The sequence below is a fragment of the Microcystis sp. BLCC-F209 genome, from assembly GCF_041928595.1.
Lineage (GTDB): Bacteria > Cyanobacteriota > Cyanobacteriia > Cyanobacteriales > Microcystaceae > Microcystis.
On record NZ_JBHFLL010000057.1, the window covers coordinates 1 to 16,839 of the forward strand.

A 16,839-nucleotide genomic window follows, 5' to 3' on the forward strand; every position below is an offset into this window, starting at 1 on the left:
TAGGTTCTGTGTGATAAGTTTAATTGACATAGGATCGATCGATCTTTGTGTCCTTTGTGTCTTTGTGGTTCGTTCCACCCCCTCGCTCTTGAGAAATGTATCTTAGAATACATTTTACCCACCAAAGCTGGGAGAGCCAAATTAGTTACACATATTTAACTACCTTTTGCCTATTGCCTATTGCCTCTCCTAACCAAGAAATTTATTTTGCACCACTACTTAAAAGATCACTCCCGTCAAACTAAAGGGACGGACTTCGGTAATTTTAACCTTAACAAATTTGCCTCGCAATTCCTCAATATTTCCGGTAAAGAAAGTTAAGCGATTACCTCCAGTTCTTCCCATAACTTGACTAGCATCTTTAGGGTTAACGTCTTCCACTAAAATTTCCTCAATTCTGCCTAAATATCTTTGGGAACGTTCGGCGGCTTTGGTGGCCACTAAATGATTTAATCTTTGTAGGCGATCGCTTTTTACCTGCTCACTTAATTGATCATCCCAAATAGCGGCCGGAGTGCCTGGACGGGGAGAATAGGCCGCCGTATTTAATTGATCAAAACCAATCTCATCGACTAATTTTAAAGTATTCTCGAACTGTGCCTCTGTTTCTCCGGGGAATCCGACAATCGCATCGGCACTAATGGCAGCATCCGGCATTAAATCGCGAATATTAGCAATAATTTGTCGGTATTTTTCCTGAGTATAGCCCCGTTTCATCGCCTTGAGAACATCATTATCCCCCGATTGAAAAGGGATATGAAAATGTTCACAAACTTTAGGTAATTCCTGACAAGCTTTAATTAAACGTTCGGTAAAATAGCGCGGGTGACTGGTGGCAAAACGGAGACGTTCAATACCGGCCACATCGTGAATGTAGTAGAGTAAATCGGTGAAATTGTGCAGATGTCGGCCGCTTGCCGTCACTCCGGGTAAATCCCGTCCGTAGGCATCGATATTTTGACCTAAAAGGGTGATTTCTTTATAACCCTGTTGTCCTAATTGTTCCATTTCTGCTCGAATTGCCGCAGGAGTGCGAGATTGTTCCACCCCACGCACCCCCGGAACCACACAATAGGTACAGCGTTCATTACAACCATAGATGACGTTTACCCAAGCGGTAATATTACTATCCCGGCGCGGTTTGGTGATATCTTCCATGATGTGGATGGGTTCGGTGGCCACCACCTGGGAACCGTCAAAAACTTGTTGTAATAAGTCTCCCAAACGGTTGGCGTGTTGGGGACCGATAATTAAATCCACTTCGGGAACTCGTCTTAATAATTGTTCCCCTTCCTGTTGGGCCACGCAGCCAGCGACCACTAGAGTAAGGTCGGGTTGAGTTTGTTTGCGTTTAGCCTGTCTGCCGAGATAGGAATATACTTTCTGTTCGGCATTATCGCGAATTGTACAGGTATTGTAGAGGATTAAATCGGCTTCGTTGGCATCCTCGGACCATTGAAACCCCAAATCTTCTAAAATACCCGCCATGCGTTCGGAGTCAGCTTTATTCATCTGACAACCAAAGGTGGTGATATGGTAACGACGTGGGGATTTATTCATGATGCTGGCTACAGAAACAAGAGTGCAGGTTTCTATTTTAGGCTATTTATTCTCTGACTTGAAAGAAGCGGTCGGCGGTCGGCAGGATTCAGGAGTCAGGATTCAGGAGTCAGGATTCAGGAGATTATTTTTATTTATTGTCCCCACACTCCACACCCCACTTCCCCACTTCCCCACACCCCCACTCCTCAATTCATAATTCATAATTCCCACTTGCCACTCCCCAGAAAAAGCATACTCAGCCATACAAGCAAATAAAAACGAAACTTTTGCTTTGAGGATATCTCCTGACTGGTAGGATAAAAATAAACCATAACTAGGCAGTTTAACCTCCACGCCGCCGAGGCCACACCTTTAATCATCAAAGGAAAAGTATTTATATGTCTAAAAATCAAGTGTTCGATTTCTTCGCCTTAGCCGCCAAAAACGAAGAATTAGGTCAAAAAATGCGCTCAACCCAAGATCCTCAGCAATTACTAGAGATAGCTCGCTCCCAAGGCTTCGATTTCTCCCGTCCTGAATTAGAAGCGGCACTTAAATCCTTGCACGAGAGTCCCGACTTTTTCCAAAAGTTGGCCCATGCAGTGTTAGAAGTTTTCAGTCCTAACCACGATAATTATCCCTCGATCGGTGTTCAACCCTACGAAGGCGAGATCGATCGCTAGAATCAGTCATCAGTGATCAGTTACCAGTGATCAGAGGTGAGTTTTGATTTCACTGTTTACTGATCACTGAAAAAGGCTCCCCTCTCTCCCCAATTCATAGGGAGCATCCCACTAAGCATTTCGCATCTAAGTACAATTGCTTATGGCAAAAGTGGAATGCTCCCAATTCATAATTCATAATTCATAATTTATAATTCCCAGAACTACCGAAAAGGCTTGCCATCTAAGCATTTCGCATCTAAGTACAATTGCTTATGGCAAAAGTGGAATGCTCCCAATTCATAATTCATAATTCATAATTTATAATTCCCACTCCCCTCACCCCACTCCCCACCCCAGCCGTATATAGTATAAAAAAATTATAAAAAAGCCAAAATCAGCGAAAAATAGGCTTTTATCTGCCAATAAATCTGGCAAAGACAAGCAAGCCGCCAAGAGAGAAGTTAAAGCGAAAATCCGTTCTTAGCAAGGGTTTTCGCTTTAAATCTCCCGATAATTGCTGAGGCTGATGGGTGAAGGGAGGGAATGATTAACTTTCGTTAACGTGAAGATGAGAAATAATCATAATGTTTTATATTGTCAAAGGTGTCATAGTTTCCTATGCTTTTTTTAGGTTGATAATTTTGCCTGACTCGTCAAATTTTTACCAACCAGCCCTAGAAAATAAAATTAGTGGATGAAAACGGTCACGATCGAGATAAAATTCAGGATGGTCTTACCCACCTTGCCACGATCCCGACTGCCACCAAAGCTAGAGCAGGAAAAGTAACAAGGAAAGAATTTGACTGAAACAAAATTGATAACGCTAACGAGATTAATAGTTTAGTTTGGCTTGACAAGCGAGGAACAAAAAAATGCCAATTGCAGTAGGAATGATTGAAACCCTAGGATTTCCCGCCGTTGTGGAAGCGGCCGATGCCATGGTCAAGGCCGCCAGGGTGACTCTAGTGGGTTACGAAAAGATCGGTAGTGGTCGCGTCACTGTCATCGTCCGGGGAGACGTTTCAGAAGTGCAAGCTTCTGTGGCTGCCGGAGTGGAAAACGCCAACCGGGTTAACGGAGGACAAGTGCTATCTACCCATATCATCGCTCGTCCCCACGAAAACCTCGAATACGTGCTGCCCATTCGCTACACCGAAGAAGTAGAGCAATTCCGCAGCTATTAAACACCGTTGATCGGGGTCAGCATCTATAGAGTCGAAGAAAGCCAACCATTAGGAGACAAAAATATTATGTCAATTGCAGTGGGCATGGTGGAAACCTTGGGTTTCCCAGCCGTTGTCGAGGCGGCTGATGCCATGGTAAAAGCCGCCCGCGTAACCCTAGTAGGTTACGAAAAAATTGGTAGTGGTCGCGTCACCGTCATCGTCCGAGGAGACGTTTCGGAGGTACAGGCCTCCGTATCGGCGGGGACAGAAGCGGCATCTAATCGTGTTAAAGGTGGTCAAGTCCTCTCGACCCACATCATCGCCCGTCCCCACGAAAACCTCGAATACGTTCTTCCCATTCGTTATACAGAAGCCGTGGAACAGTTTCGTGAAAGTGTTAACCCACAACCTTTAAGACGAATCTAGAGCGCAACTAACTTTTAGTGTAAACAAATTCCATGCAAATTGCCAAAGTTTGCGGAACCGTCGTTAGCACCCTGAAACCGCGCAGTATGACGGGAGTGAAACTTCTGCTTTTGCAATTCATCGACGCACAGGGGCAACTTTTGCCTAAATACGAAGTAGCGGGTGATATTGTCGGAGCGGGGCTTAATGAATGGGTGCTAGTGTCCCGGGGAGGAGCGGCTCGTATCGAAGACGGACAGAACAATCGCCCCCTTGACGCGATGGTGGTGGGGATTATTGACACTATAACCGTAGAAAATCGCACCCTCTACAGCAAGAGAGACGAATTTCGTCAATCCGGTTAGAAATCGATAGGACCCAAACACAGTTAATTAACAACCAGCCAGCCAAATTCAGTATGGAGGAAGACTAACTATGGTCGTCCGCACAACGGCGGCTAGTCCGAAAAAGCGGACCAAATCCCCAGAGGAAACGCGCATAGACGAGAGTGCCAAAGTCCACACCTTCTCTAACCTCAGTGGTGCTATCGAGATCGGGGCGCGAGTGGTGATTGCTCCGGGGACTTCCATCCGCGCCGATGAAGGAACCCCATTTCACATTGGCGACGACAGCAAAATTCAGGACGGAGCAATCATCCACGGTTTAGAAAAAAGCCGTGTGGTGGGAGATGACGGCCGAGAATATTCGGTGTGGATCGGCCGGGGCAGCTGCATCACCCACATGGCACTCATTCACGGGCCAGCCTATGTGGGCGATCGCTGTTTTATCGGTTTTCGCTCCACCGTCTTTAATGCCCGCATCGGTGCCGATTGCATCGTCATGATGCACGCCCTCGTTCAAGACGTGGAAATCCCCGCCGGTAAATTCGTGCCATCCGGTTCCGTGATCACCAGCCAACAGCAGGCTGATCGCTTACCCGATGTCACAGAAATCGATCGAGCCTTCACTCGTCACATTGTCGATATCGACCTCGCCCCCAGCGTCGCGGTCAAAGCCCACAGCCCAGCGACTCCTGCACCAGCAGCCGCTATAAACATCGCTAATGAGACGCTATATAGAAATTCGGTGACACCTATGAGTTTAAATACAAACATTCGAGCGCAGGTTCGCTCCCTCCTCTCCCAAGGCTACAAGATCGGCATCGAATACGCTGACAAACGCCGCTTTAAAACCAGTTCTTGGTTAAGTGCCGGCTTTATCGACGGCGGCCGCGAAGAACAGGTATCCCAATCCCTAGAAGCCTCCCTGAGAGACCTGCAAGGCGAATACGTCCGCCTGATCGGAGTCGATCCCGCCGCTAAACGGCGCATACTGGAAATGATTATCCAACGCCCCGAAGACACCCCGGGAGAACCGGCCCGCACCACCACCGCCGTCCACGGCGGTCATGGCAACGGTAACGGCCATTCCGACCTGTCTGTACAAGTGCGTTCCCTGCTGGCCCAAGGGCTGAAAATCGCCACCGAACACGCGGATAAACGCCGGTTTAAAACCAGTTCTTGGTTAACTGGACCTGCGATCGAAACCAAGAGCGAAGCGGGCATCATTCGCGATATCGAAGCGATCGTGACTGAAAATAGCGATGAGTACGTTCGCCTGATCGGGATCGACCCGCAAGCGAAAAAACGCGTCGTCGAAATGATTATTCACCGCCCCGGCGGCACCCCCGCTAGTAACGGCAGCGGCAAAGCCAGCAGCTACAGCGCCCCCGCTAGTAACGGAGCCAGTTATAGCAGCAGTGGTAGCTTAAGTGGGGAAACGATCGCTCAAATTCGTTCCCTGCTCGCCCAAGGCTACAAAATCGGCACCGAACACGCGGATAAACGCCGGTTTAAAACCAGTTCTTGGCAGAGTTGCGCCCCGATCGAAAGCAATCGCGAATCCGATGTAATTACTGCTTTGGAAGATTGTTTACGCGAGCATAGCGGCGAATACGTCCGCTTACTCGGTATCGATGCTAAAGCCAAAAAACGGGTTTTAGAAACGGTGATCCAGCGTCCCGATGGTTCGGTGGCTAGTAATGGCAACGGTAAAACCGCCACCGTTGCTGAACCGAGTTTCAAAAGCTATGCTTCTGGCTCCTCCGGCGGCGGTACTGCCACTTTAACCAGTACCTTAACGGCGGAAACGATCGCTCAGATTCGTTCTTTATTGAACCAAGGTCACAAAATCGGGGCCGAACACGCGGATAAACGTCGTTTTAAAACCAGTTCTTGGCAAAGCTGCACCCCGATCGATAGCAGTCGCGAATCCGATGTGGTGGCCGCTTTAGAAACCTGTCTGCGCGACCATCAAGGGGAATACGTTCGTCTGATCGGGATTGACTCCCAAGCGAAACGCCGTGTTCTCGAATCGATTATTCAACGCCCTTAATTTCAGGACTCGGCGATCGGTGAAGGGAGATAGGTGTTAGGTGTTGGCAGACCGGGAAAAATACCGGAAACTAACCCCTACCCCCTAACCCCCGCTCACTGATCACTGATCACTGAGTAACTGTCAATTATGTCCTTACCCCCCGTTCAACCTATTAGCCGCTCGGAATTCTATGTCAATGGTGATGTCACCATTCATGAGAGTGCGATCGTGGCTCCGGGGGTGATTCTCCGAGCAGCCCCCAATAGCCAAATAATTATCGGTGCGGGTGCTTGCCTGGGTATGGGAACAATTTTAACCGCCTATCAGGGTGTGATTGCTATCGGTGCAGGGGCAATTTTAGGTACAGGTGTTCTAATGGTCGGTCGGGGTGAAATCGGTGAAAATGCCTGTATCGGGTCAACCACAACGATTTTTAATGCTTCTGTGGCTGCGATGTCGCTCGTACCGTCTGGCTCCCTGATCGGAGATACTTCCCGTCAAATTACCATCGAGGTGTCAGCGACCCCATCGGAACCGGAAAGACCCCCTTTACCGGAACCGCAACCCGTAGTCAGTCAAGTGTCCCCAGTCCCGTCCATGGAGGAAGTGGTCGCCGAAACCGTGGCCAGTCCTTGGGATGGCGAGGAAACGGTGGCCGAGGCCAGTCCTGCGGAAACCAGAGAACCAGCATCTACTACTAACCGACCGAATCAAGCATCGGTGGTCGGAAAGGTCTATATCAATCAGTTATTGGTCACGCTATTTCCAGAACGTCATCGTTTTAATGGCAACAATAACCTTAATTCTTGAAGGGGAAAATAATCGTTCACAAGCCAAAAATCTCAACAATAATTACTAAGTAATTAGACCTAATTTATCTAGAGTTCACTGCTGTCTAACTGTCCTCTAGGTACTGGGTATAATTGCTTAAAAATCTAATTCATCTTTAGCGATTGCCGACATTTTTTGAGGTTGTAATTATTGATAATCTTCCTCAATTAAGGAGTAGTTTTAATCGCTCAAAGCCTGATGAGCAGAAGTTTCTGTGTGTCAATCAGGTAAATTTTTGTTGATTTTTTTGTGTTTTTGTAGAGATTGTCAAAGTTAGATGACGACAGATTAAAGAAACTAATCCCCCCGAGAAAAAAAAACAATCAAAATTTTAGGGATAGAGAAAAAAAATGATCAGAATAGGATAAAGTTCGTGTTAAGATGATCAGTTGAAAAAAACATTAGTGAAAATTGCTCCCTAACTTCGCTCCTAGCAGCAGGGGACAGGAGCTTAAGAAAAATCTATGTCGGTTGACGGCGAGATTTTACAGGTGCGACTAATCATGCAGTTTATGGAGGAATAATCCCAATGGTGCAAGCCAAATCCAAAGGTTTCCAGGCCGGCGTAAAAGACTACCGCCTGACCTACTACACCCCCGACTACACCCCCAAAGATACCGATCTACTAGCTTGCTTCCGGGTAACACCCCAACCAGGAGTTCCTCCTGAAGAAGCAGGTGCGGCGGTAGCGGCGGAATCTTCCACAGGTACCTGGACCACCGTTTGGACCGATAACTTAACCGACCTCGATCGCTATAAAGGCCGTTGTTATGATATCGAACCCGTACCCAACGAAGATAACCAGTTCTTCTGTTTCGTTGCCTATCCTTTAGATCTATTTGAAGAAGGTTCCGTCACCAACATCCTCACCTCGATCGTTGGTAACGTTTTCGGTTTCAAAGCTCTACGCGGTCTCCGGTTAGAAGATATCCGTTTCCCCGTCGCTTTAATCAAAACCTTCCAAGGTCCTCCCCACGGTATCACCGTTGAACGGGACAAATTAAACAAATACGGTCGCCCCCTACTCGGTTGCACCATCAAACCCAAACTCGGCCTTTCCGCTAAAAACTACGGTCGTGCCGTTTATGAATGTCTCCGCGGTGGTTTAGACTTCACCAAAGACGACGAAAATATTAACTCTCAACCCTTCATGCGTTGGCGCGATCGTTTCCTTTTCGTCCAAGAGGCGATCGTTAAATCCCAAGCAGAAACCAACGAAGTTAAAGGACATTACCTCAACGTAACTGCTCCTACCTGCGAGCAGATGATGCAACGGGCTGAATTCGCCGCCGAAATCAAAACCCCCATCATCATGCACGACTACCTCACCGGTGGTTTCACCGCTAACACCACCCTGGCGAAATTCTGCCGCGACAAAGGGTTACTGCTCCACATTCACCGGGCAATGCACGCGGTTATCGACCGTCAGAAAAATCATGGTATCCACTTCCGCGTTTTAGCTAAGTGCTTACGTCTGTCCGGTGGTGATCACCTGCACTCGGGAACCGTTGTCGGTAAACTCGAAGGTGAACGCGGCATCACGATGGGTTTTGTTGACCTGATGCGTGAAGACTATGTAGAAGAAGATCGCGCTCGTGGTATTTTCTTCACCCAAGACTATGCCTCCTTACCCGGGGTAATGCCGGTTGCTTCCGGTGGTATCCACGTTTGGCATATGCCGGCGCTGGTGGAAATCTTCGGTGACGATTCCTGCTTACAGTTCGGTGGTGGAACCCTCGGCCACCCCTGGGGTAACGCACCGGGTGCCACCGCTAACCGTGTGGCTCTGGAAGCTTGTATCCAAGCTCGTAACGAAGGACGCTCCTTAGCCCGCGAAGGTAACGACGTTATCCGGGAAGCTTGCCGTTGGAGTCCTGAACTGGCTGCCGCTTGCGAACTCTGGAAAGAAATCAAATTCGAGTTCGAGGCTATGGATACCCTCTAATACAGCCCTTCAGAAGGTTGTTAGCAGTTATCGGTGCAAAATAATGCCGGGGACTTGCCCAAAATCGGCAAGCAGTCGCTAGAATTTCAACACTGATAACTGTCTAGCCAATAACTGAAAACTGTATAAAATGTATCCGAAAAAAGTTGTTCAAGATACCGCGAAAGTCTTACAAAGTTACCTAACTTACCAAGCGGTTCGCACGATTATCGATCAATTGTCAGAAACTAATCCGACTTTGGCTATTTGGCTGAGTCACTATACTTCTAGCCATTCCATTCAGGATGGCGAGGCCTATATTGCGGGGTTAATGACTGAGAATAAAGAGTTAGTTTTGCGGATCATGACGGTAAGAGAACATTTAGCCGAACAGGTTTTAGAGTTCTTGCCAGAGATGGTAAAAACGGGAATTATTAATGACAATACCGAACATCGTCGGCAACTTTTGGAACGTCTCACCCGTACTGCTATAAGTCAACCAGAGACATCGGAATTAAATCTCGATGTTGATGATCTACCCAACCCATAAGGAATCAAGAAACCCATGAAAACTTTACCTAAAGAGAAGCGTTACGAAACTCTTTCCTACTTGCCCCCCCTCACCGATCAACAAATTGCTAAACAAATTCAATACATGATCGATCAGGGTTATATTCCTGCTGTGGAATTTGAAAAAGATCCCAAACCCGCGGATTATCATTGGACGATGTGGAAACTGCCTTTATTCTCTGTTTCTGGCCCCCAAGAAGTTCTTAATGAAGTTCGCGAGTGCCGCACCGAGTATTCTGATTGCTACATCCGCGTTATCGCTTTTGACAACATCAAACAATGTCAAACCATGAGCTTTATTGTTCATAAACCCAATGCTGGCCGCTACTAATTTGGTTGTCATCTAATTATTAACTGTTGAGGGGGGTTCTTAAACCTCCCTTTTTTGGTTTTGTTGCTAAAATAAATCTTCCTGATTCTTGTCTTTTTTTGCCTATTTCTTCATTCTTAAGTTCAATTTTTCCCGTAAATTTATATTTTTTTGTTGGCTTGTGAAGCTATTTCAATAACTTAAACCTCCTTAATTAAGGCTAATTTAAGCAACTTATTTATCTGATTTAATTTATCTGGAACGACCGCTAGATTTTACAATTCTTCTTTTTCTAATTTCCTGAGTAACTTTTCAGCTTTTGCTTCTTCTTTTTTAATTTTTTCTTCTAGTTTTTTCCAATCACTTTTCTTTCTTGATTCACTTTCTACAATTAACCATCTTTGTTTTATAGCGGTTCTCGCATCTGTGCGGCACACTTAAACCTTTGCCGATTAAGCTGTTCAGGATCGGAAATGTACCTCTTCTGAATCAGAAACGCTATATACTAAATCCGTTGAGTATAGGCTACTTATAGAGGGGAGGCAAAAGGCAACAGACTTCGGCCGTGACCTCAGCCGAACTGCAAGAGGCAAAAGGGGAAATAAATAATCAGTTTTTAATAACAAGATTTAGTATTACTTCCCCATAATTAACTATTGTTTCTTTTTATAGCCTTTTTCCTGTAGCTTTACTATTAGTTATTTTTCGACCGGTTCTAGGTTTTCTAGGTCTTTTAGTGATTCTATTGATAGAGATTGAATTAATTCTTTGGTCTTTTTAATAGTTAATGGTACTCTGGTTATCCAGTTCTAATTCTCTATTATTTTCAGGTTTTCTTGACTATATAATGCCCTATCTGCTACCATTATAATATCTAAATTTGCTTGTCTCTTGAACTCTACTAATATCTGGTCAAATACGGCTTTATCTGATTCATTTCCATCTCCACTATTTGATGAATTTCCTCCATGAATCTACCAATTTTATCATCGTTTAAATATTCACTTTTAATCTTAATCTCATCTCCTAATAATTTTTATGCAGCTTTGTCTTCAAAAAATTGACTAAATAAATACCAGGGGCGTGATACCATTCCTAGCCATTGAGAATCATGGCTTTTAAGACTTGTTCCGAACTAATTTTTTCTCTTTTATCAACACCTAGTTTTCCATTGATTACTGCGACTATTCCTATTTCATCAATTAGTCCTGCCAATATTCCTAAATGGTCGATATTTTAAATTTGTATTTCTTCTGAAGGAGACATTTCTTATGTTTTTTCGATCATTAATACTTTTTCCATTATCTCATGTTTTGGTCAAGGAAATTCTGAGTATTTATATTCAGTTAGTCTTTCAACTTGTTGGTAACGTTTTCTGTTACAAACTGAAGTGCGGAATCTAGGTTTTAAGAAGACGTACTAAAAACAATTGTACCATTTTTTACCGCTACTAAACGCAAAGTTAAGGGACCAGCAGTATTAGTTTTACTAGCGGCAATTGCCTCAAGTGTCTCGATAGAATTACCCGACTTTTTGACTTGACCAATAAAGTTAACTACCGTAGTTAATAACCCATCTTCCACTTGAATTGACCCTAAAACTCCCGCACTTCTAGCGCGGAATTGAGCCGATGCTAAGAGTAAATCTAAGCGCTTTTGTAGGTCTTCTTCTGTCATATTTTGGGGATCGATGGAAACGGCAGCGATTACCTGTTTCTCCTCAAAAACTCTTTGATTGGGAACCACATCAGCAAAGACACGAATCTCGGTTTCTCCTAGTACATAATTACCTGCTGAAAGAATTCTCACCACATATTCTTTACCGTCCTGTAATTGTTGACTTAACTGTTCTACCTGTGCTTTTGTGATCTTAACTAAACGCTGGTCAAAATTAGGCTGATTCGGTTGGGTGGCGCGGATAGCATTTATATTCGCTTCTCGCAATAACTTATCGATAACAGCGACAATAGCTTGGGGATCAACAATACGAAAAGCTCCAAAAGATAACACCTGTCCCCGGAAAATAGCGATCTGTTTTTCCCGCAATTCTTGATAGGTTTGATAGTATTGTTCTAAAACTTCCACTTCCCGCTTAAGAAAAGCCATTTGGGTTTCTAAATCTTTTAATTTTCCCTCGCGCTGTTCCAAAGCTAAATTTTTATCGATGATCGAGCTATCGAGTTCTCCAATACGTTGATCCCGACGATCAATTTCTAGCTGTAGGGTTTTTTGTTGGGTTTCCAACTGTTGAAGTCGCGCTTGTCTGGTTGTTAATAACTTTTGTTGATTAGCCAACTCTTTATCTCTAACTTGAACGGTGGTTTGTAGTTGATTGATCTGACTAGAAAGAATTGATTTTTGTTGGGACAATTGATCCCTTTGACTGGTTAACTGTGCCTTTTGATTAGTTAAAATGACTCGTTCATTATTTAAATTAGCCACTTCCTTACGAAACTTTTCCAACTGTCCAGAAACTAATCGCAAACGTTGACGAGAAGCTTGATAATTTTTATTAAGAACCTCCAGACGTTTCTGCACGGCTATCTGTTCACTTTTAGCCGTTTTTAACGCCTTTTCCACCTGATTTTTTTGTTCGGTGGTTTCTCTGACCTGACTTTCCAAATCCTTAATAGCGGCACGACGTTCATTTAAAAGACGATCCAGTTCAAAAACTCCTTGACGCAGGGATTTACTAGAAGCAAACAAGACAATTAAAGTGGAACCGGCGATAAAAATTCCCGTTACAATCGTCATTAAAGTTGCGGTTTGTTTCGGACGCAGATTAAATAAACGCATCCTTTTCTTACCGATACGGCTCCCTATGCGATCGCCAACCGCCGCTATCAGACCACCTAAAACCACGATGGCCAAAACCAAAATATAAGCGCTAGTCATCCAGAATTTAAGTAAATTGTTGACTGAGAGCGACGGGATTATGGACGGTAATTTTCTTCTTGTAAATTGAGACCATTTCTTGATCCCGCAGCTCTCCCAATAAACGGGTGACAGTTACGCGGGTAGAACCGATCGCCTCTGCGATCGCTTGGTGAGACAATTTTAGATCAACCCGGATACCATCGGTGGTGGGAACCCCAAAATCACGACAGAGAATCAATAAAAAACTGACCAAACGGGAACCCATATCCCGGTGAGCCAAGGTTTCGATCATCATTTCCGTTTGCAGAATCCGCGAGGACAACCCCTGCAGCATCAACATTGATAAATCGGGATTATTGCGGAGGGATCTTTCTACCTGATCGATCGGGGCCGAGAGTAATTCTACCGGAGTAAAAGCCACGGCATGATAAAAACGATCCGATCGCTGGCCGGTGAGTAAGGATAGCACACCAAAGACGCTATTTTCCCGCAGTAGAGCCACGGTAATTTCTTCTCCCGCTTCATAGACTCGCGACAACTTAACGGCTCCTTTCAGCAAAAAATAGACTCTTTCGGCGGGATCTCCAGGGAAAAAGATCGTTTTGCCACGCTCGAACAATTCCACCACCGGGGGGAAATTGCCGCTGCCGATTCGACGGAACACATCTGCTAGGGGTTTATCTTGTATTAGGGATAAGTCCATCTCACATCCAAAAAAGGGGAAAATTGTTTTTATTATGCAACGAGTGTCACCTCTATTAAACACAACCGCTGCCTAAAGTGGGAAAAGTTTTGGGCGCTTTTTGCCAGACAATGGGGGAGGGGTGATCATTGCTGCCCCGTTATCTGTATCCCTATTATACCGAATCTCGCTGGGGTCGGCTATTGGGGAGATTTTTGTAAGAGAAACGAGAACTATGTTAGATTTAACGGGAAAAAACGCCCTAGTGACGGGAATTGCCAATAATCGCTCGATCGCTTGGGGAATTGCCCAACAACTCCATCAAGCTGGTGCAAATATCGGTGTCACCTATCTCCCCGACGAAAAAGGCCGTTTTGAGAAAAAGGTGCGAGAATTGGCCGATGAACTTAATCCCGCTTTTTATGTCCCCTGCGATGTCCAAAATGACCAACAGGTAGAAGATACTTTCGCTACAGTGGCGGAAAAATGGGGTAAACTGGATATTTTGATTCACTGTCTCGCTTTTGCCGATAAAGAGGGTTTAACGGGCGATTTTACCGCCATCCCTCGGGAAGCTTTCACTAAATCCCTAGATATTAGCACTTTTTCCCTAACCCGTCTAGCGCGATCGGCTAAACCTTTGATGACGGAAGGGGGAAGTATTATCACTCTTACCTATCTCGGCGGTGTCAAGGTAATTCCTAACTATAATTTAATGGGGGTGGCAAAAGCTGGTTTAGAAATGAGTGTTCGCTATTTAGCCGCCGAATTAGGTGGCCAAAAGATCCGAGTTAATGGTATTTCCGCCGGTCCAATTCGCACCTTGGCATCTTCGGCCGTGGGGGGAATTCTTGATATGATCCATCATGTGGAAGAAATCGCTCCTTTACATCGCACGGTGACACAAATTGAAGTGGGAAATACGGCCGCTTTTTTAGCCAGTGATCTTTCTAGTGGTATTACCGGTCAGATTATTTATGTAGATTCCGGTTACGAAATTATGGGAATGTAGTTTTAAGTAGGTAGGTGTTAAAAACCATCAGCGCCCCCCTTATTAAGGGTAGTAGGGTTGATTCATGAATCAACCCTACTATGAATCAACCCTAGGATCAAGGGGGTATCAAAGGCGAAATCTATCTTCAATTTAATTGAAACGACTATCATAAAAGACTATGATCGTGTTTGTTGCGAAGTTGCTGAAGGGTTTTGCGATCGCTCTCTAGATCGACTTCATTGTAATGTAAATCGGCATCATGGTTTTTCAAAAAAGCATCCACCACCCAACGAGAAGATAGACCTAAAATACTTCCGACCTCGGCACTGGTGATTTTTTCCGCTCGGTAGGCCTGCACCACCAAAGCCTCTAAAATTTCACGGGTAAGATTATTGTAGTTGTAATGTTGAAGCAATTCATCGGGAATATCGATAGTAATTTTCATGATTTAGCTTCCTTTTTTTTGGGTTTACCGATAATTTTTACAGTCTTTCTCATCAAGATGAAGTATGACCTAATTTGATATTGACCACCGACTCCCCACCACGAAAACGTCTGACACGATTGAGTATTTAACGGGTTGGTCTTCGATTTTAGAATCTCTATGTCTGTCGGTAATTTAGAAATTGGCGTTGTCAGATCAGAATATGAAAGATGCAATGCAATCCTTGCTATCAAAGTAATTTCAGTTCCAAACTGATTCGGATCATCTTTCAATTTGACAACGCCTAGAAATTTGCTATAAGATTCTATGATCCGAGCCAGACTAATAGGGAGTGAACGAGCGATAGAATTGGAAATACTATCGATATTATCATAAGAATTATAGGGATCAGCAGCCACTGGATAGGCTGGGGTAATTGCATCACTCGGATAGCGCTACCAGCAATCGCTAATACGGCTGCGCCGAACCCATTACGCTTTTCTACTAGGGTTGAAACAATAGTTTTCAACCAAAACCAACGTGACTGAATCGTAAATTGATTTTTGCTCTCTTCATATTGTTGGAACAATAAATTCAGCAATAGATTCGTTTTTTCTGCCGCTTCTCCCGAAATATCATCTTGTTCGATTTCCTGAAGAACTTTCGCAAGATTTCGCTCCTGAAAAATTAATTTTTGTTGTTGTTCGGTTAGCTGCTTGAGCAAAGTTTCTGCTTGTTCTCGTCTAGTTCTGAGACTTTTCTCAATACATTTCATTTCTCCCGGTTCTAAATCTTTCAAGACATCAGGAAAATCATGCCACAGGATTTCTCGCTGTCCCGCTCTCACGATGTTTTCAACGAACTGTTTAAACTCTCTTTGATGATTCTGTGTGTAATCATCTGGAGCGCAGAGAAAGTTTCTTAGGTAGCGGAGAATATCATTTCTCTCTTTTTCCGTTGCTTTCGGCAAAGCCTCTCGAACCAAGTTATCTAGATAATCCAGATGTTGCCCATCTTGATGAATTCTAGTGTTGAAAAGTAGAAAATTGTGTAAGGATTGCGGAGTCAGTAAACTATCTACTAATTGGTTAAGTCCGTCTAGTCTGCCCCAGAGGAGATCATTCGTTCGGTAGAATTTTTTAAAGAATCCACCGAAGGCATGGTATTGATGACCTAAAATTTTAGATTTTTCAGTCTTTTTCTCTTCCCGTTGATCAATATGATAACAGTATTTTCCGTATCCCATTTCCGCATCTTTAGGAGAAATACGGGCAAGTTTAATTGTATTTTTTGTGGCGATATCGCTTAAATACTCGTAGGAATAGAGGACTCGATCGATAGATTGAAAATCTTGAAAATATCGATGCAATTTTTGACTAGAATCGGGATCAAGATAAGGAGTTAGCGATTCGATAAAGCTCTGGGAATTTTTTTCAATTAATTGTAAAATTGTAAAATTATTGTCCGAATTATCTCGCTCATCTACTCTGGATGAAACAATCTCGATTATCTCTACATTTTCTACAAACCATAGGTTTACCTCCGAACAAGAATCATTTTTTTTCGGGAGTCTAGCAGCTGAGATATGCTGTTTAACTTGGAGTTTGATCTGATCGATCTCATCGCTTTTATCTTTAAAGCTATCTAGGGTTAAAACTTTACAGATAGGAAGTTTATAAATCTGATCGAATATTTTTTTTGAGACAGAAGATTCCTGTTCTGGCAACAATAATTTAAGGTTTGACCAATTGACATTTTCGCTCTTAAAATTAATTTCTTGAGGAAAATGAATCTTCTTAAAAAATTCGTAATAGGCGAGCAACAAATCCCCCGATGACAATTCCTCACTAAATTCAGAGCTTGATTTAAAATTGACGCCCAATAGGGTTTTATGGAAAGTGATCAAAAAGTGATAAATTTTTTCGAGATCGAATTGGGAGCATCTCACTTATGCAATGAGTATTAATACTTATAGCAGTCAAAAACTAGAAAATCTTCAACTTGATCACAAAGAGAAATGAGATTATAATAGTTATAACTTACAATTCAGAATAGCTCTCGATGGGAGGAATAA

The 16,839-nt window shown here is 44.0% G+C and carries 16 protein-coding genes and 1 pseudogene; 10 read left to right on the forward strand and 7 right to left on the reverse strand.

Translation table 11 applies throughout. The features are described 5' to 3' along the window. Positions 1–219: 219 nt before the first annotated feature. Positions 220–1,560, reverse strand: a complete 1,341-nt coding sequence (miaB, locus tag ACE1AQ_RS03695) for a tRNA (N6-isopentenyl adenosine(37)-C2)-methylthiotransferase MiaB (protein WP_008202465.1) — start codon at positions 1,558–1,560, stop codon at positions 220–222. 380 nt (positions 1,561–1,940) lie between these two features. On the opposite strand from miaB, the gene ACE1AQ_RS03700 reads away from it, so the two are divergent. From ACE1AQ_RS03700 to ACE1AQ_RS03740, 9 genes are all read left to right on the forward strand, one after another. Then, complete coding sequence (locus tag ACE1AQ_RS03700) at positions 1,941–2,225, forward strand: Nif11-like leader peptide family natural product precursor (protein WP_002741693.1); 285 nt, start codon at positions 1,941–1,943, stop codon at positions 2,223–2,225. Between the two features lie 854 nt (positions 2,226–3,079). Continuing rightward, entirely contained in the window at positions 3,080–3,391 is a 312-nt protein-coding gene (locus ACE1AQ_RS03705; protein WP_002734613.1) for a carbon dioxide-concentrating mechanism protein CcmK, read from the forward strand. A gap of 66 nt (positions 3,392–3,457) precedes the next feature. Continuing rightward, entirely contained in the window at positions 3,458–3,799 is a 342-nt protein-coding gene (locus ACE1AQ_RS03710) for a carbon dioxide-concentrating mechanism protein CcmK (protein WP_002733426.1), read from the forward strand. Between the two features lie 32 nt (positions 3,800–3,831). Continuing rightward, entirely contained in the window at positions 3,832–4,143 is a 312-nt protein-coding gene (locus ACE1AQ_RS03715; protein ID WP_002734360.1) for a EutN/CcmL family microcompartment protein, read from the forward strand. Positions 4,144–4,213: 70 nt separating this feature from the next. Further along, positions 4,214–6,172 carry a ribulose bisphosphate carboxylase small subunit gene (locus tag ACE1AQ_RS03720; RefSeq protein WP_110545375.1) on the forward strand — a complete coding sequence of 653 codons (1,959 nt, stop codon included), beginning with the start codon at positions 4,214–4,216 and terminating at the stop codon, positions 6,170–6,172. Positions 6,173–6,301: 129 nt separating this feature from the next. After that, on the forward strand, positions 6,302–6,964 hold the full coding sequence (locus ACE1AQ_RS03725; protein WP_110545372.1) for a carbon dioxide concentrating mechanism protein: 663 nt from the start codon (positions 6,302–6,304) through the stop codon (positions 6,962–6,964). A gap of 550 nt (positions 6,965–7,514) precedes the next feature. Further along, a complete protein-coding gene (locus ACE1AQ_RS03730) occupies positions 7,515–8,930 on the forward strand; it encodes a form I ribulose bisphosphate carboxylase large subunit (protein WP_002753365.1) in 1,416 nt (471 codons plus the stop codon). A 130-nt stretch (positions 8,931–9,060) separates the two neighbouring features. Beyond that, the gene (locus ACE1AQ_RS03735) at positions 9,061–9,459 is read left to right on the forward strand and encodes a chaperonin family protein RbcX (protein WP_002732424.1); all 399 of its coding nucleotides are present in this window, start codon (positions 9,061–9,063) and stop codon (positions 9,457–9,459) included. Positions 9,460–9,474: 15 nt separating this feature from the next. Next, on the forward strand, positions 9,475–9,810 hold the full coding sequence (locus tag ACE1AQ_RS03740) for a ribulose bisphosphate carboxylase small subunit (protein ID WP_002741682.1): 336 nt from the start codon (positions 9,475–9,477) through the stop codon (positions 9,808–9,810). Positions 9,811–10,064: 254 nt separating this feature from the next. Here the strand turns inward: ACE1AQ_RS03740 and ACE1AQ_RS03745 are convergent, their stop codons facing one another. The 4 genes and pseudogenes from ACE1AQ_RS03745 to ntcA all read right to left on the reverse strand — a co-directional run bounded on the left by ACE1AQ_RS03745 (position 10,065) and on the right by ntcA (position 13,368). Then, on the reverse strand, positions 10,065–10,226 hold the full coding sequence (locus ACE1AQ_RS03745; RefSeq protein WP_008202489.1) for a hypothetical protein: 162 nt from the start codon (positions 10,224–10,226) through the stop codon (positions 10,065–10,067). Positions 10,227–10,517: 291 nt separating this feature from the next. Continuing rightward, positions 10,518–11,022 (reverse strand): annotated as a pseudogene (locus tag ACE1AQ_RS03750) (DUF4277 domain-containing protein); the annotation flags it as partial. 173 nt (positions 11,023–11,195) lie between these two features. Further along, complete coding sequence (locus tag ACE1AQ_RS03755; RefSeq protein ID WP_110545370.1) at positions 11,196–12,683, reverse strand: DUF3084 domain-containing protein; 1,488 nt, start codon at positions 12,681–12,683, stop codon at positions 11,196–11,198. 7 nt (positions 12,684–12,690) lie between these two features. Then, on the reverse strand, positions 12,691–13,368 hold the full coding sequence (ntcA, locus tag ACE1AQ_RS03760) for a global nitrogen regulator NtcA (RefSeq protein ID WP_002793163.1): 678 nt from the start codon (positions 13,366–13,368) through the stop codon (positions 12,691–12,693). Positions 13,369–13,582: 214 nt separating this feature from the next. On the opposite strand from ntcA, the gene fabI reads away from it, so the two are divergent. Continuing rightward, positions 13,583–14,359, forward strand: a complete 777-nt coding sequence (gene fabI, locus ACE1AQ_RS03765) for an enoyl-ACP reductase FabI (protein WP_002740281.1) — start codon at positions 13,583–13,585, stop codon at positions 14,357–14,359. A gap of 148 nt (positions 14,360–14,507) precedes the next feature. Here the strand turns inward: fabI and ACE1AQ_RS03770 are convergent, their stop codons facing one another. Both ACE1AQ_RS03770 and ACE1AQ_RS03775 read right to left on the reverse strand, forming a co-directional pair. Further along, the gene (locus ACE1AQ_RS03770; RefSeq protein WP_002797556.1) at positions 14,508–14,786 is read right to left on the reverse strand and encodes a UPF0175 family protein; all 279 of its coding nucleotides are present in this window, start codon (positions 14,784–14,786) and stop codon (positions 14,508–14,510) included. Positions 14,787–15,090: 304 nt separating this feature from the next. After that, positions 15,091–16,587 carry a DUF3376 domain-containing protein gene (locus tag ACE1AQ_RS03775; RefSeq protein WP_216362937.1) on the reverse strand — a complete coding sequence of 499 codons (1,497 nt, stop codon included), beginning with the start codon at positions 16,585–16,587 and terminating at the stop codon, positions 15,091–15,093. Between the last annotated feature and the right edge of the window lie 252 nt (positions 16,588–16,839).

What these genes read in the sequence shown, in the direction of transcription:
- fabI (WP_002740281.1), top strand. Translation starts at nt 13,583, where the DNA reads ATGTTAGATTTAACGGGAAAAAACGCCCTAGTGACGGGAATTGCCAAT.
- ACE1AQ_RS03730 (WP_002753365.1), top strand. Translation starts at nt 7,515, where the DNA reads ATGGTGCAAGCCAAATCCAAAGGTTTCCAGGCCGGCGTAAAAGACTAC.
- ACE1AQ_RS03735 (WP_002732424.1), top strand. Translation starts at nt 9,061, where the DNA reads ATGTATCCGAAAAAAGTTGTTCAAGATACCGCGAAAGTCTTACAAAGT.
- ACE1AQ_RS03755 (WP_110545370.1), bottom strand. Translation starts at nt 12,683, where the DNA reads ATGACTAGCGCTTATATTTTGGTTTTGGCCATCGTGGTTTTAGGTGGT.
- miaB (WP_008202465.1), bottom strand. Translation starts at nt 1,560, where the DNA reads ATGAATAAATCCCCACGTCGTTACCATATCACCACCTTTGGTTGTCAG.
- ACE1AQ_RS03740 (WP_002741682.1), top strand. Translation starts at nt 9,475, where the DNA reads ATGAAAACTTTACCTAAAGAGAAGCGTTACGAAACTCTTTCCTACTTG.
- ACE1AQ_RS03715 (WP_002734360.1), top strand. Translation starts at nt 3,832, where the DNA reads ATGCAAATTGCCAAAGTTTGCGGAACCGTCGTTAGCACCCTGAAACCG.
- ACE1AQ_RS03710 (WP_002733426.1), top strand. Translation starts at nt 3,458, where the DNA reads ATGTCAATTGCAGTGGGCATGGTGGAAACCTTGGGTTTCCCAGCCGTT.
- ACE1AQ_RS03725 (WP_110545372.1), top strand. Translation starts at nt 6,302, where the DNA reads ATGTCCTTACCCCCCGTTCAACCTATTAGCCGCTCGGAATTCTATGTC.
- ACE1AQ_RS03705 (WP_002734613.1), top strand. Translation starts at nt 3,080, where the DNA reads ATGCCAATTGCAGTAGGAATGATTGAAACCCTAGGATTTCCCGCCGTT.
- ACE1AQ_RS03770 (WP_002797556.1), bottom strand. Translation starts at nt 14,786, where the DNA reads ATGAAAATTACTATCGATATTCCCGATGAATTGCTTCAACATTACAAC.
- ACE1AQ_RS03700 (WP_002741693.1), top strand. Translation starts at nt 1,941, where the DNA reads ATGTCTAAAAATCAAGTGTTCGATTTCTTCGCCTTAGCCGCCAAAAAC.
- ntcA (WP_002793163.1), bottom strand. Translation starts at nt 13,368, where the DNA reads ATGGACTTATCCCTAATACAAGATAAACCCCTAGCAGATGTGTTCCGT.
- ACE1AQ_RS03720 (WP_110545375.1), top strand. Translation starts at nt 4,214, where the DNA reads ATGGTCGTCCGCACAACGGCGGCTAGTCCGAAAAAGCGGACCAAATCC.